This window comes from Pseudomonas sp. NPDC089743 (assembly GCF_044748785.1).
GTDB lineage: Bacteria > Pseudomonadota > Gammaproteobacteria > Pseudomonadales > Pseudomonadaceae > Aquipseudomonas > Aquipseudomonas putida_X.
Map to the genome: position 1 here is coordinate 37,955 of NZ_JBIVGS010000017.1, position 14,518 is coordinate 52,472.

The following is a 14,518-nucleotide window of genomic DNA, read 5'->3' on the forward strand; positions in this document are numbered from 1 at the left end:
ATGCCTCGCCAATCTGACTTGCGTTACAGCTTCCAGCCTCTAATTGGCAAAGCTGAATTCGAAGTGGTGTCGTTCGAGCTTCGAGAAGGGATCAGCATACCCTTCGAGCTGGACCTGAAATTGGTCAGTTTTGAAAACGATATCGACTTCGGCCACCTGCTCGACCAACCCGTGCTCTTCACCCTCTGGGAAGGCGAACGCCCGGTGCGCTACGTGCACGGCCTGGTCAGCCGTTTCAGCCAGGCGGAAAGTGGCTTCTACCGCACCTACTATGACGCACTGATCGAGCCCCAGCTGGCCCGTGCCAACCTGCGTTCGAACTGGCGCATCTTCCAGCAGAAGACCGTGCCGCAGATTCTTGAATTGATGCTCCAGCGCCAGGGCATCAACCAATACCAACTGCGCGCCAGCATGGACCATCAGGTCCGCGAATTCTGCGTCCAGGCCGGTGAGACGGACTTGGCGTTCATCGCCCGCCTGGCGGCCGAAGAGGGCTTCGTCTACCGCTTCGCGCACAGTGAAAAGCTGCACAAGCTGATCATCACCGATCGGCTGCAGTCCCTGGGCCAGATCAGCCATGGCGCCATCAAAACCGACGATGAAGATGAAGGGTTCTACGATGACGACGAGCCTATAGACCCTAACCGCGTGCTGTACCACACCAACAGCGGTGGTGACCAAACCAAACCCTGCCTGCGCCGCTTGCGCTACAGCGAGCAGGTGCGTACTGCCCGCCAAGTGCAGCGCGACTACACCTTTACCAACCCGGCCTACCGCCAGGAGCACAGAGCCGCCGGGCCCTTCCTGGAGCATCAGTCCAGAGAGTACGAATACTTCGATTACCCAGGCCGCTATAAACGCGATGCCGTGGGCAAACCGTTCACTGAAAACCGCATCACTGCGCTGCGCCATGATGTCCGTATTGCCGAGGTCCAGGGCGATGACGTGCGCCTGCAACCGGGCCTCAGTTTCACCCTCACCGGTCACCCACGTGACGATCTCAATACGCATTGGCGGGTGAACACCGTTACCCATAGAGGCCACCAGTTCACCAGCCTGCAGGAAGAAGCCGCCGGCGCCGATGCAAGCACGCGCTACGAGCAGACCGCAGTGCTGGTCCCCGGCAGAACCGAGTGGCGCCCTGCCCCATTGGCAAAACCGCGAATCGACGGGCCGCACATGGCGACCGTCGTCGGCCCACCGGGCGAAGAAATCTACTGCGATGAATGGGGCCGGGTAAAAGTCAGTTTCCCCTGGGACCGCGAAAGCCAGAACAACGAGTTCAGTTCGTGCTGGCTGCGAGTATCTCAAGGCTGGGCGGGTGGCAGTTGGGGCTCGATGGCCATCCCTCGGATCGGCCAGGACGTGATCGTGCAGTACGTCAACGGTGACCCCGACCAGCCGATGATAACCGGGCGCACCTACTGCGGTGATCAGCTGCCGCCTTATGACCTGCCCGATCACAAGACGCGGATGACCATCAAGAGCCAGACACATAAGGGCGATGGTTTCAATGAGCTGCGTTTCGAGGATGAACTGGGCAAAGAGGAAGTGTTCATCCATGCCCAGAGAGATCAGAACACCTTGGTCAATAACAACCAGTCCCTCTCGGTGGGCATCGATCGCACCCAACAGATTGGCCAGGACGAATCGGTCGCCATTGGCCGCAATCGTCTGCGCACCGTGAAGGCCAACGACACCCTGAAAGTGGGGGGTGGCAAAAACGACCTCATCGCAGGCGACTACGAAGTCGAAGCGGGCAACACGCTACGCCTCAAGTGCGGGAAGACCCTTATCGAAATGCATGCCAATGGCACGCTGAACATCACATGCGAGACCTTCAACTTCACCGCACAGCAGACCGGGCAAATCAACACCCTGGCGGCAAAGCTGGACCTCAACCCAACGGGCGGTTCGCCAGGCGCGGTAGCAAACGGGCGCGACAGCAGCTCACTCAAGGCCGACGTGGATGGGCATTTCGAATAGCGCTGGCACAGCCACCCTGCACTGAACTCAAAAAGGACTACCTGAGATGACCCAATTCCTGACGCACGATGTAATCCTCAATCTGGGTGATGAAATCCCCGAAGACTTGACGCTGAACATGCTGCGCTTTGCCAGCAGACAAACCACCTTGGTAATAGCGCGCAGCGCAGTTGCAGACAACAAGACTCTGGATGAGGCCTTGGAGGACCAACTAACAATATTACGGATACAGTCAAAGGCGATGACTATCACGCCCACACAAGTGACTCGCCTTGGAAGAAATGAGCATGCCGTGGAAGGCCGGGAAATAGCTATTCAGTTCATGGTCGGCGACAAGCCCAATTACCAGCTCCAGGCGGCCTGCCTGATCCCCGGACAGCAACGGATGTTGGTGCTCAACTACAGCAAACCCGGACCTTTGAGCGACGACGACATCAACCACTGGCACGCCATCAAAGCCGAGCTCCGATTTGCCTGAGCCCCTTCGCGGCCCAGGACAAAGACTTTCGGATAGCTAGGAGCTTGAAGCCAATGGCACAGACCGTTCATGCCGCCCGAATGGGTGATGCAATTCTTCATCCATCGCTTGCCGCTGAAATGATCAGCGCAGTTGCCGAGGCTGTTATTTACCCAGCGGCCACCGCAGCCGTCGCCGCAGCCATCAGCTTGGCCGTAGTTGGCACCGTAGCCACTGGCGGTGCGGCTGGATTCGCCATCGCCGCAGTCGCGGGTGTAGCAGTCGGTGCAATGAGCACCCTTCCCGTCGGCGAAGACCAGACTGTCGGCGATGCCATTTCCAGCTTTTGCGACAGCCTTGGTAACAGCGTGGACGCCCCCGATCCCTACGGAAAAATCGAGAGTGGGTCGGGCAATGTTTTCATTAACAGCGAGCCCGCTGCTCGCGCGGCCGGCACCACCGGCCCACCTGGAGGCGGCGCAGCCGATGCTGATCAGGAGCCCTCCATCCTGGAGAACGTTGGTTCCATGGCCATGGCTGCGGTGCCTTATCTGGTCCCGTTTGTGGGGCTGGGCATGGCGATACGTGACATCTTCAACCCGCCAGTGACCACGCCGGCCGACCCAGGCTCAGAATCCAAGGAAGAGGACAAAATCACCTGTTCCCGCCACACGCCCCTGCCCGAGAATTTCATTGCGCAGGGCTCTGATAGCGTATTTATCAATGGCCAACCCGCCGCACGCTCAGGGGACAAGACCACCTGCGATGCCAAGATTGATGTGAATGAAAACGTATCACCCAATGTACGCATTGGTGGCGGTACAGCGACGGTCAGGGACATTCGCAACGGCAAGAGCAAAATTGCGATGTTTACCGGGATTATTGCGGGGATGCTTGTTGCACGGAGAATCAGGCTGCCCCGTAGACGCCCCACAACCTCACCGGTACCAAGACCGAAATCCAAAGCTTGCCCATATAAGGGTAGCCCCGTGCTCGTTTCTGCAGGGAGCAAGGTCCTTGTAGGGGCCGAGGACGTTGACTTCAGTCTTCCCGGCTTGGTGGGTATTGAATGGTCACGAAGCTACGACAGCAATGATCGACGTCCCGATGGACTGTTAGGCATGGGATGGAGCGTACCGTATGAGGTTGAGCTCATACGTGTGCCACATCCTCATGGGGGTGAACTGTGGATTTACATTGACGAGGAAGGTAACCGACTGGAACTGGGACGCCTCAGTGTTGGTGACGCTTTTGTCAGTGTCGTGGACGGCTTGGCCTTCTTTCAGCTGGAGGACGGTCAGACCGTTGTCGAAGATATCGATGAAGGGCTTTATCGGCTCTTCGATACCGACCCGCTAAACCCGAAACGCTCACGGCTGATCAGGCTCGGCGACCGTAATCTCAATCGCATAGACCTGCTGTACGACGAGCAAGGGCGCTTGAAAGGGCTCTACGACAAGTACGGCCAAACGGTCGTGCAGCTTCATTATGGCGCTAGGCATCCCCAGCGTGTCAGTGAGATATCGCGGGTGTTCTTGAAGAACGGTGGAACACCGACTATAGAACGCAGCGAACTGCTGGTTAGCTATCGCTACACCGCCAGCGGTCAATTGCACGAGGTACTGGATGCGACGGAGCAACGGATCCGCCGCTTCACTTACACGCCCGAGGGCTATCTCAATAGTCATCAACTGGCTAGCGGTGCTGTCCGTGAATACGAATGGACCCGCTTCGACACTCCGGCAAAGCGCCCTACTCCCAGGCGCTTAGAAGGTACGCCCTACCGCTTGCCACCACTGCTGGAACCCCAACCCGATCACGAGTGGCGGGTGGTTCGACACTGGGGCAGCGATGGAGAAGAGTACCGGTTCGAGTACGACCTGGAAGCCGGTGAAACCCTCGTCACGGACAATCTCGGCCGCCGTGATCACTACTATTGGGGGCCATTGTACGAGGTCTATAAACACATCGATCCACTCGGCAATTGCTGGCAAGAAGAGACTGTCGCCGGCCAACTGCTGAAAAGCATCGACCCTCTAGGAGGCGAATGGCGCTACAGCTACGACGATATCGGTCGCTTGATTGAAACCCGCGATCCCCTCGGCCGCAGCGAGCACATCAAGTACTTGCGCCACTGGGCATTGCCGGTCCAAGTAACCGATACAGCCGGGCGAACCCAGCAATACGGCTACGACAAACACGGCAATCTGCTTTGGCAGCAAGACCCGCTGGGCCGCAAAACACAGTATCAGTACAACCCAGAAGGCCGCGTTACCCAGATCACTGATGCCCTCGAAAAGATTAAGTACCTGACTTGGAACACTTGCGGTCAGTTGCTCAGCTACCGCGACTGCAGCAATGCCCAGGCGCTGTATCACTACGACGCCCATGGCCGCTTGCGCGAAAGCATCAATGCCCGCGGTGAACACGCCCACTTTCGCTACGACGCACGTGGTTATCTGGTAGAAAGCGAACGCACGGACGGTCGCATCGATCGCTACGAAATTGATGTTGCTGGCCAACTGACGCGCTACATCGACCCTGCGCAAAAGAGCCTGCAGTTCCGCTACGACCGCAGCGGCCGGTTGGTCGAGCGTACGGATGCCATGGGTTACAGCGTGAAGTTCCGCTACGACGCCTATGGTCGGCTACTGCAACTGACCAATGAGAACAACGAGTCCTATCGCTTCGGTTGGGATGAATTGGATCGGTTGGTCGCGCAACAGGACCTGGATGGCAGCGGCCGCGTCTATGCCTACAACGTGCTGGATGAGGTCACTCACCTTACCTATGTGCCCTCGCCTGAAGAACAGCCGCCGCTGTCCGACAACGCTCCGCCGACGCGGACGATCCCCATCCGTCATGACTTCGAGCGTGACGCAATCGGCCGTCTTATCAGCAAGCGCACTGAAGATGGCACCACCGACTACCGCTACGACGCCGCCGACAACCTGCTGTCCATCATCTTCACGGACAACAAAGGTGAAAAACAGCAACTCGACTACACCTACGATGCCAACGGGCAATTGCTCAGCGAAACCAACAGCGCTGGCCTGCTGCAGTACCGCTATGACGAACTGGGCAATCTGCAGACCCTGGTCCTGCCCGACCAACGCGAACTCAACCACCTGTACTACGGCAGCGGGCACCTGCACCAGATCAACCTCAACGGCCGGGTCATCAGTGATTTCGAGCGCGATGCGGTGCATGACGAAGTCCTGCGCACTCAAGGCAAGCTGGTCACGCGCACGCACTACGACAGCAGCGGTCGCCTGAGCGGCAAGGCCATCCATTACCGCGACGCCTCTGTTGACGTGCTGCCGCTGCTGGACAAGGCCTATCGCTACGATGCCAGCGACAACCTGGTTGCCGAGGTACTGACCCAGACCCAGCGCCGTGGCATGACCAACGCTGCCAACGATGAGAGCGCGCATCTCGAACGGATCATCGGGTGCTTCAATGACCTGCCACACACCGGCAAGAGCTACTCGGGACGCAACCGTTACGGCTACGACCTCAACGAGCAACTCCAAACCGTCCAACAGTCACGCCCCCACTGGCAAGCCACGCAGGTCGAGGATTTCAAATACGACAAGGCCGGCAATCTGTTCGACGGGCCAAAGCTCAATGGCCTGATCAAGCACAACCGGGTGTTGGTGTATCAGGACAAGCGCTACCGCTATGACCGCTTTGGGCGATTGTGCGAGAAGCGGATCGGCAGCAACTGGGTGCAGTATTTCGAGTATGACGCCGAGCAGCGGCTGGTATGCGTGGAGCAGTACCGCAGTGGGGAGCGGGAGCGTGTGGTGTTTGCCTACGACCCGTTGGGGCGGCGGATTAGCAAGGAGGTTTATCAGAGGGACTATCCAGAGCCGCGTCGGCGGGTGTTGTTCCACTGGCAAGGGCTGCGCTTGTTGCAAGAGGTACAGAGCGGGCTGGCCAGCTTGTACGTGTATGCCAATCTGGATAGCTATGAACCGCTGGCTCGTGTCGACGGCAAATCGGGCAGTGAGGCGATTTACTACTTTCACACCAACTTGGCAGGCCTACCAGAGCAGCTAACTGACACTGGTGGCATGACTATCTGGCAGAGCAATTATCAAGGTTGGGGAAAAGCACATACAGAGTGGCGCAGCCCGCAGCAGGCACAAGAGCAGAATTTGCGGTTTCAGGGTCAGTACCTTGACCGGGAAACAGGGCTGCATTACAACACGCTCAGGTTCTTTGATCCAGATGTAGGGCGATTCACTCAGACGGATCCGATTGGCTTGGTAGGGGGAGAAAATCTCTATAGATATGCTCCCAACCCCCATTTATGGATCGACCCTTGGGGATTGACTTGCGATCCGACGGACAAAGTCAACTGGAAAAGCGTCAAACAATTTGGGCATACGTTTACTGTACATGGCGCTGGAGCCAAGAACACGCAACGCTTAGCTGACAGAGCTCGAACCGGAAACAACCAAGGACAATGGTTAAACAACGAACAGGCAGCAAAAATAATTGCCAAAGTTAAAAATAACGAACCAACAAAAATCAAAATCCCTGAGGGACTTGGGCAAGTGATCACACCCCTTGGAGATATAGTTCCAGCAAGAGCGGCGATTGTAGTACCTAAAAATGGCGGAATTAGAACCGCTTACCCGATATTGGAATGAATTCAAATGAAAATCAAGATATCAATCAAATCGTCAAACTTTGAAAGCTTTACTCTCCGCAGCTACAACCCAGAGGAAGATGATGTCCGATCCATATTAATGGATATATGCCAATTTATTGACAAACATGTAGACTTCAAGGTTTCCGGATTCGGACAGGATAATTGGCCAGTGGACAGCGGAATTGATCTAGCCGTCTTCCTAGAGCAACTTCCGGACGCAATAAATGCGGTAAAACAAAAAAAGAATTTAGCAATAGACTTCTATGAACAAGGCATTGAAAGGCACTTGAAATTTTCTGCCCCAGACATTAACGGCATACATCAGATTGTCTGCACTAGCCACACCAATTGGGAACCCTACCCTGAAGTCGAAAAAATCCACAACTCCGAGCTATTGGAAATGCTAAACAATGCCAAAATAACCTTCATTAAAATCCTCACAGAACTATCACCAAGCATAATTGAGCATCCATGGATCGTGGAATGGAAGAGCAATTAAAACCCCCGAGCAATGCCAGGCACTGTATCACTACGACGCCCATGACCGCTTGCGCGACTTTCCTTCCATAGGCGGGAATGTTATTCATCCGGGGTCAATTAACCAAGGTAATCCAGAAGGGATTTATAAAATCAAAGCTACTGGAAATTATGCTGTTGACAAAGCAGCCCTCTCCAAAAAGGCACAATAAATGAACCAATATCTTCACAATCGATCGACCACCACACTGAATACCACTGAAAACCCAACAAAATGCCTAGGAAACTGTAGCCCCAAAGTTTCATAGCCACCCCACCTAGGTGGCGCACATGAATTCAACTTTATTACTGGCTTCAAAAATTTAACGCTCGAAGCCATAGCTGAGGCAACAAAGAGAAACACCACCGACGCCAGGGCGGAAGGAGCACAACACGGTACAACCAAAAATATCTGCCCTTAATAAACTTACATTTAACGACTCTTACGCAGGAATAGATGCCAACACAATTAAATCAATGCTACCCTCAAAACTAAAAGGCAGGGAGCATTTCATAGACTTCTACTCAAGATACAATGGAGGGCACTTTGATGAAGGAGCATTCATATACAGGGATTTATTTTATAAGATCACAACTAAAGAACACAATCTTTTAGAAATAGAGTCTTTCTATTATATTGACACACCAGGCAACACCCAAGACCCTTATCGATAAATAAGGTGATTAGCAACAAAATAATCAGCTATCCAAAGACCCCGGTATTTTCCAAAACAACACGCCGGAAATTGTGGGGACAATGACTTCTGGCTTGACACTGTAAACGGCAGCCTGAAATACACCGCAATGCAAGACAACATAGCCCCCAACAATGCAATATTAGTAGCACCGAGTTTTCAGATTTCCACACGCAAATCCAAGGCAGTCGCAGAAATTAGTAAATATGCCGCGAGTTAGTCTTCCACCCAGGACACCAATAGCCTTGAAAAGGGCAGGCACTCGAACTGGAACCCAAATTGATGCGATTCATGCAAAAAGTGCATCACCCGAGATCAAAAAATTACAAATCAATGCACTGATAGATATACTTGGCGAAAAGCTGAGGTCCGGACAAATCAAGCTAAATTCTGCGTGCTAGGTTGGAGAACCTCATGAGCTATATTATGATGCCAGAAAAAAATACATACAGCTTTCTACAATACGATTACGCTGCATCGGCGGACCCATCAATATTCAATAAGGGAGTGTCTTTAGCTGGATTCAAACCCAAACTCAACTACAAAGTCAAAAACAGAGCAAAATTCAAAACAATTACAGACCTACATCTTCTGCAGTGCACAGGCCCGGATTTAGTAAGCACGAAATTACGCAGAATCCTGGAGAAAGCAGCACCAGCAGAGATAGAGTTCTTTGAAGCCAAAATTTCATTCGATAATGCTGACACCCAAGGATTTTACGCAATAAATATAATCAACAAACTAAACTGTTGCGACATGCAAAAAAGCGAGTACGACACCACTGATTTTGACCCTAACAATCCATGCTATTTATTCTTATACACAGTCCTCCTTAACAACACCCCAAACAACTTGAGCATAATCCGCTGCCAAGAGCAACCAACCAGTATAGTAGTGAATAGCTCACTCAAGGCAACTATTAAAGATGAAAAACTGCCCGGACTTAAGTTCTGCAGTTCACTCGACTTAACACCAAAAAATAGAAGCCATTGTGAATAGAGCGTGATCGACCCGCCTCGCGAGGGAGTCTACTGCGATGATGGGCCAGGTAAAGTCAGTTCACCTGGTCCAATCCTAGAGGCTGGGTAAAGGTGAGGCAACTAGAGGAATACGCTCACTTAATGATACCTAAATCCGGCCCGCACCCACGCAAAGCCGTAAAGGAAAAGTTGGCACTCAGCCCATTTCGGGGCATGTATAAAATGCTCAAAACGAACGATCCCCATCCGTCATGACTTCGAGCGTGACGCAATCGGCCGTCTTATCAGCAAGCGCACTGAAGATGGCACCACCGACTACCGCTACGACGCCGCCGACAACCTGCTGCCCATCACCTTCACGGACAACAAAGGTGAAAAACAGCAACTCGACTACACCTAAGCCAAGAGTGGGCTATTATGATCCTGACAGTGGATTATTTACTGCAACCAGTCAAACAGGAAAAGGCCCTATTATTTTAACTCACTTCCCTGAATCATGGCCAAACTTAAGGCGCCTACCAGGATTCAGCACAGCAAATTAGAGGTCTCAAACCATGTCCCCTGAGCAAAAGATTATGACCAGCATTAGAAAAGGTTATAGAAGACCTCATGACATTGAAATACTGGCCAGCGAAATTTACACCTGGCTTTGCAGCAACAAACTAGCAGACAGAGAAATTGTAACGGAATTTGTCTCAAGCGTTGATAACTCAAAATTCCCCGACGTCATTAAACTAACCTTCGAATACCTAAAGCGCCTGTCCACGTATAAAGGGGATCTATTATACGAGGAGAGCGAAAAAATAGGCCATTTATTTGAATCCATAAACATCATGACAATACTCGACCTCCACCATGAGGACAACATAATAAAGGAGTCTGACGACTTAGTAATTAAGGCTTTGGAAAGCAAACGAATTACCAACCTACCCGAACAAATAAACACCAACAAACCATGGTGGAGTAGAGTGTCAGCCAAGCATCTCAAAGCTGACAGTCCCAACAAAAAACTCTGAACAACTTTGTTATATCCCACGCTGCATTGGCGTACTTAACCCATCAGAATCTATCTGTCCAACAGTCACGCCCCCACTGGCAAGCCAAGCAGGTCGAGGATTTCAAATACGACAAGGCCGGCAATCTGTTCGACGGGCCCAAGCTCAATGGCCTGTTCAATCACAACCGGGTGTTGGTGTATCAGCACAAGCGCTACCGCTATGACCGCTTTGGGCGGCTGTGCGAGAAGCGTATCGGCAGCAACTCGGTGCAGTATTTCGAGTATGACGCCGAGCAGCGGCTGGTTTGCGTGGAGCAGTACCGCAGTGGGGAACGGGAGCGTGTGGCGTTTGCCTATGACCCGTTGGGGCGGCGGATCAGCAAGGAGGTTTATCAGAGGGACTATTCCGAGCCGCGTCGGCGGGTGTTGTTCCACTGGCAAGGGTTACGCCTGCTGCAAGAAGTACAGAACGGGTTGGCCAGCTTGTACGCGTATGCCAACCCGGATAGCGCCCTACAACACATTCAGGTTTTTTGATCCGGATGTGGGGCGGTTTACCCAGCCGGACCCTATTGAATTAGCGGGGGGAGAAAATCTATACGAATATTCGCCTAATCCGTTAGCTTGGACTGACCCGCTCGGGTTAGCTAGCTTTGGAAATACTGGTGGCGACAAAACCAACTCTGGAAACGCTAAAGAACTTGATCGAAATCTGGGCCTTGAGGGAAGACCTGTTGGGCCTGGCCAAGCCGCTGGCCATATCGTGGGCTCAAAGGGAAGTCAGAGGCACTGGGCCTCTTCAATTGAGTCCCGAAAAGTCCTCTTCACTTATGAAATCCATATAAATGATGCTGCAAATCGGATTCCTATAGGCCATCCTCGCCCCCACAACGCAATGTATACAAGGTCATTCCATGATAATCTTCGGGATAGACTAACATCACTTGTAGAGCAAATGCGAGACGCCAATCACGGAAAAAACGCTATACGCACCGCACTAAGGCGAGAGCTTCGCAAAGTTGGAGCACGCACATTAAGCTAAGGACAAATAATTGGAGACCAAATGAGCACCATATCAACGGAACCATTAGCCGATGAAATCATGAAAGCCACCCACATGGCACTAATGGAACTATTCTCCACAAACGAACACTTTTACTATTGCTCACTAATTACAACAGGGGAGGCACTTCCACCACTTATATCCGCTTGGTCATATGAAGCCCTGGAGCGCTTTGCAAAAAACAACAAATACGAGGATGATGACAAAGAACTAATAAAATGGTCATATGCAGAATCCCCATATTTGGATTTTGGATCAAGACATTTCGATAAGGTTAGAAAACTGTTCGAGCAACGCCCCCCAATGGATCAAACGAGATCAGAAATGGAATGGCAGCATGAGTTTGACTGCCGAATCGAAGCAATGGAAACCGCGATCAGGAAACTTGATCAGCTTGGCATTTTTGGGATGGATGAGGACAGGGACAAGATAGTAATTAACGTGGAGGTTATGCCACCTGATTACAGCAATACACAAAGAGCAATCCGGCTAAACCCCATTAGCGCCCTCTCAGAATGGTTACTCGAGGCAGCTGAGCCACCACCAAGCACATCAACAACAGGAGAAAATTGAACTGCAGATTATTAATGGTCATTGTGAATCCTCTCAGGCTGGTGATCCAAGCCGCCATCATTACGGTTCCCACGACGTTGCGTTTTTTCTCATCATCGCTTCCTATACAACTTGGAAAAGTCCGGGCCCGAGTCGTTATTCCACTGGCAAGGGCTTCGGCTTTTGCAAGAGGTGCAGAGCGGTTTGGTCAGCATGTACGTTTATGCCAGTATGGAGAGCAGAACCTACGGTATCAAGGGCAGAGTCTTGATCGAGAAACGGGACTGCACTACAACACTTTTAGATTTTATGATCCAGATATAGCTCGGTTTATACAGACAGATCCGATAGGACTAGCGGGCGGCACAAACCTATACTTATACGCATCAAACGGCCTCACTTGGATCGATCCATGGGGGAGGAATAAGAACAGTCACAGCTCTATCGGGGACTGGTATTGTACGACGTAATCGACCCGGTGGGTGGTCATGCCAAAACTGGCATCGGCAATGCAGAGGATGTCATGGCTAATGAGGCAAATAGAAGAGCTCATGCAAGCGCAAGGAAAGTGCGAAAAGACCCTACCTTCGAGAAGGCATACGCGAAAATCATCAGCACGCACCAAAGCATCACCAATGGCGAAATGAAAAAAATTGAAGCAGAAAGAGTTCGCACCCTTAAAAATCAGGGGCTTGCGTCACCAAACAACAAAGAGCGAGATAACCGCTACAATCCTAAACCGTGCCCTTAGTTGAACCAAAATCTGAACAACCCCAGAGGACAACCATGCGAAACTCGATAAAATGCATTATCTCCAATGAGGTACCATGCATTAACAATTTAATCAACATCAAGGACATTACTGACCGAACCAATCAATACATAGCAAAAATGCGACCAACCATAAACATCGAACAGCTTAATGGGTGGAACATTTTAATCTCCGCAACCATTAGAACCACTGATAAGATTGGCATTTACAAGCGCACAACAAGATACCCATCTGATAACGAATTTGAAATCTCAATCTCTATACCAGCCCCAAGCCTTGATAACGCATCATATGGCCTACCCCCAAAGGAGCTCGGTTACTTACTAGCTATAGACGAGAAAAAATTTATAGCAATTACACCTCAATACTCAAATTACACAAGCCTTGACGAGTTCATCACAGACAGCATCGAACTAGCAATACGAAAAACATTTGAAACAGGCGTAACATGTCACGCCGTCAAAATTCAATTTGAGGAATAAGGTTAAAATCAGTTTTGCCACCCGACCCGGCACCTCGAGTACGGCAAGATCTTCGTCATCGATAGCCTTGGCCAACACCCTTCGTTGTTATTGGAGGGCGATGTTCGAGGTGTCCAAATGCATCGCCCTTTCGGCGATTGCTGGCAAGAGGAGACCGTCGCCGGCCAACTGCTGAAAAGCATCGACCCACTAGGAGGCGAATGGCGCTACAGCTACGATGATATCGGCCGCCTGATTGAAACCCGAGATCCCTCGGCCGCAGCGAACACATCAAATACTTGCGACACTGGGCATTGGCGGTCCGGCTCACCGATACAGCCCGACGCACTCAGCAATATGGCTACGACAAACACGACATAGCGTTCCAACCGACTCTAGTTGCTCGCCAGGTACTGCATCGCCTTACCCCGCACGCTGGGGCTGTCCATGCTCTTTCCGATCAACTGGGTAGGCTTGTCGGCTGTGACCGGCGCGGGTTCACAACGATCCACCGCCGTAGACCTTACGCACATGTTTGAGCGCACGTCAGCAGAGGCTGGGCGCAGCTGATGTCCCTGGTTTGACCGTGGCTTTGACTGAAACGAAAAAAGACGCCGAAGCGTCTTTTTTCGATGACTTACAGACTTCGATCGAACTCTGTAGATCTATAACTGGAGCGGGAAACGAGACTCGAACTCGCGACCCCGACCTTGGCAAGGTCGTGCTCTACCAACTGAGCTATTCCCGCGTCGTGATGGGTGCCATTCTAGCGATATCTAAAACGGCGTCAACCCCTTGATTCAAAAAAGTTTTATTTTTGTTCCGAACCTTCACGCAGGTGCGGCCAGGCGGCCAGCAGGTAGTGGGCCATCGACCACAGCGTCAGCGCCGCAGCAACCAACAGCAACCCGTAGCCCAGAATCACCCAGAAGGTCACCAGCGGCGGATTGCCCAGCAGGATGATCAGCGCCAGCATTTGCGCTGCGGTTTTCCACTTGCCGAGGTTTGACACGGCCACATGCGCCCGCGCCCCGAGCTCAGCCATCCACTCACGCAGGGCCGAAACCACGATCTCGCGGCCGATGATCACGGCGGCCGGCAGGGTCAACCAGAAGTTGGCGTGCACCTGCACCAGCAGCACCAGGGCTACGGCGACCATCAGCTTGTCGGCCACAGGGTCGAGGAACGCGCCGAACGGCGTGCTCTGCTGCAGGCGACGCGCCAGGTAGCCGTCCAGCCAGTCGGTGGCGGCGGCGATGGCGAACACCGTGCTGGCGGCCATATAGCTCCAGTGATAGGGCATATAGAACAGCAAGATGAAGATCGGAATGAGCAGGACGCGTAGAACGGTGAGCAGGTTTGGAATATTCATCGGTACG

General features: G+C 52.4%; 14 protein-coding genes, 1 tRNA gene and 1 pseudogene. 14 read left to right on the forward strand and 2 right to left on the reverse strand.

What is annotated here, in order from left to right; translation table 11 throughout:
* The 14 genes and pseudogenes from ACIPZC_RS22355 (at position 1) to ACIPZC_RS22420 (ending at position 13,520) form a co-directional block, all read left to right on the forward strand.
* Positions 1-1,986 carry a type VI secretion system Vgr family protein gene (locus ACIPZC_RS22355; protein WP_400629603.1) on the forward strand — a complete coding sequence of 662 codons (1,986 nt, stop codon included), beginning with the start codon at positions 1-3 and terminating at the stop codon, positions 1,984-1,986.
* 46 nt (positions 1,987-2,032) lie between these two features.
* On the forward strand, positions 2,033-2,464 hold the full coding sequence (locus ACIPZC_RS22360; protein ID WP_400629605.1) for a DcrB-related protein: 432 nt from the start codon (positions 2,033-2,035) through the stop codon (positions 2,462-2,464).
* Between the two features lie 53 nt (positions 2,465-2,517).
* The gene (locus tag ACIPZC_RS22365) at positions 2,518-7,101 is read left to right on the forward strand and encodes an RHS repeat-associated core domain-containing protein (protein WP_400629607.1); all 4,584 of its coding nucleotides are present in this window, start codon (positions 2,518-2,520) and stop codon (positions 7,099-7,101) included.
* 6 nt (positions 7,102-7,107) lie between these two features.
* On the forward strand, positions 7,108-7,602 hold the full coding sequence (locus ACIPZC_RS22370) for a hypothetical protein (RefSeq protein WP_400629609.1): 495 nt from the start codon (positions 7,108-7,110) through the stop codon (positions 7,600-7,602).
* A gap of 1,126 nt (positions 7,603-8,728) precedes the next feature.
* Positions 8,729-9,313 carry an imm11 family protein gene (locus ACIPZC_RS22375; RefSeq protein ID WP_400629611.1) on the forward strand — a complete coding sequence of 195 codons (585 nt, stop codon included), beginning with the start codon at positions 8,729-8,731 and terminating at the stop codon, positions 9,311-9,313.
* A 264-nt stretch (positions 9,314-9,577) separates the two neighbouring features.
* Positions 9,578-9,694 carry a hypothetical protein gene (locus tag ACIPZC_RS22380; protein WP_400629692.1) on the forward strand — a complete coding sequence of 39 codons (117 nt, stop codon included), beginning with the start codon at positions 9,578-9,580 and terminating at the stop codon, positions 9,692-9,694.
* A gap of 154 nt (positions 9,695-9,848) precedes the next feature.
* On the forward strand, positions 9,849-10,310 hold the full coding sequence (locus ACIPZC_RS22385) for a hypothetical protein (RefSeq protein ID WP_400629613.1): 462 nt from the start codon (positions 9,849-9,851) through the stop codon (positions 10,308-10,310).
* A 26-nt stretch (positions 10,311-10,336) separates the two neighbouring features.
* Entirely contained in the window at positions 10,337-10,828 is a 492-nt protein-coding gene (locus tag ACIPZC_RS22390) for a hypothetical protein (protein ID WP_400629615.1), read from the forward strand.
* Positions 10,785-11,333: an RHS repeat-associated core domain-containing protein gene (locus ACIPZC_RS22395; RefSeq protein WP_400629617.1), complete on the forward strand. Its 549-nt coding sequence runs from the start codon at positions 10,785-10,787 to the stop codon at positions 11,331-11,333. Before ACIPZC_RS22390 ends, ACIPZC_RS22395 begins: the two co-directional genes overlap by 44 nt.
* A 21-nt stretch (positions 11,334-11,354) precedes the next feature.
* Positions 11,355-11,927 (forward strand): DUF4303 domain-containing protein, encoded by a 573-nt coding sequence (locus ACIPZC_RS22400; RefSeq protein WP_400629619.1) that lies wholly within the window; start codon positions 11,355-11,357, stop codon positions 11,925-11,927.
* Between the two features lie 215 nt (positions 11,928-12,142).
* Positions 12,143-12,325, forward strand: a pseudogene (locus tag ACIPZC_RS22405) (RHS repeat-associated core domain-containing protein); the annotation flags it as partial.
* Between the two features lie 38 nt (positions 12,326-12,363).
* On the forward strand, positions 12,364-12,657 hold the full coding sequence (locus ACIPZC_RS22410; RefSeq protein ID WP_400629621.1) for a hypothetical protein: 294 nt from the start codon (positions 12,364-12,366) through the stop codon (positions 12,655-12,657).
* Between the two features lie 35 nt (positions 12,658-12,692).
* Complete coding sequence (gene imm9 / locus ACIPZC_RS22415) at positions 12,693-13,160, forward strand: Imm9 family immunity protein (RefSeq protein ID WP_400629623.1); 468 nt, start codon at positions 12,693-12,695, stop codon at positions 13,158-13,160.
* A gap of 117 nt (positions 13,161-13,277) precedes the next feature.
* Positions 13,278-13,520 carry an RHS repeat domain-containing protein gene (locus tag ACIPZC_RS22420; protein WP_400629625.1) on the forward strand — a complete coding sequence of 81 codons (243 nt, stop codon included), beginning with the start codon at positions 13,278-13,280 and terminating at the stop codon, positions 13,518-13,520.
* 291 nt (positions 13,521-13,811) lie between these two features.
* On the opposite strand, the gene ACIPZC_RS22425 is transcribed toward ACIPZC_RS22420, so the two are convergent.
* Together ACIPZC_RS22425 and pgsA are read right to left on the reverse strand one after the other, a co-directional pair.
* Positions 13,812-13,887: transfer RNA gene (locus tag ACIPZC_RS22425), tRNA-Gly, on the reverse strand.
* A 63-nt stretch (positions 13,888-13,950) separates the two neighbouring features.
* A complete protein-coding gene (pgsA, locus tag ACIPZC_RS22430; RefSeq protein WP_174142233.1) occupies positions 13,951-14,511 on the reverse strand; it encodes a CDP-diacylglycerol--glycerol-3-phosphate 3-phosphatidyltransferase in 561 nt (186 codons plus the stop codon).
* Positions 14,512-14,518: the final 7 nt, after the last annotated feature.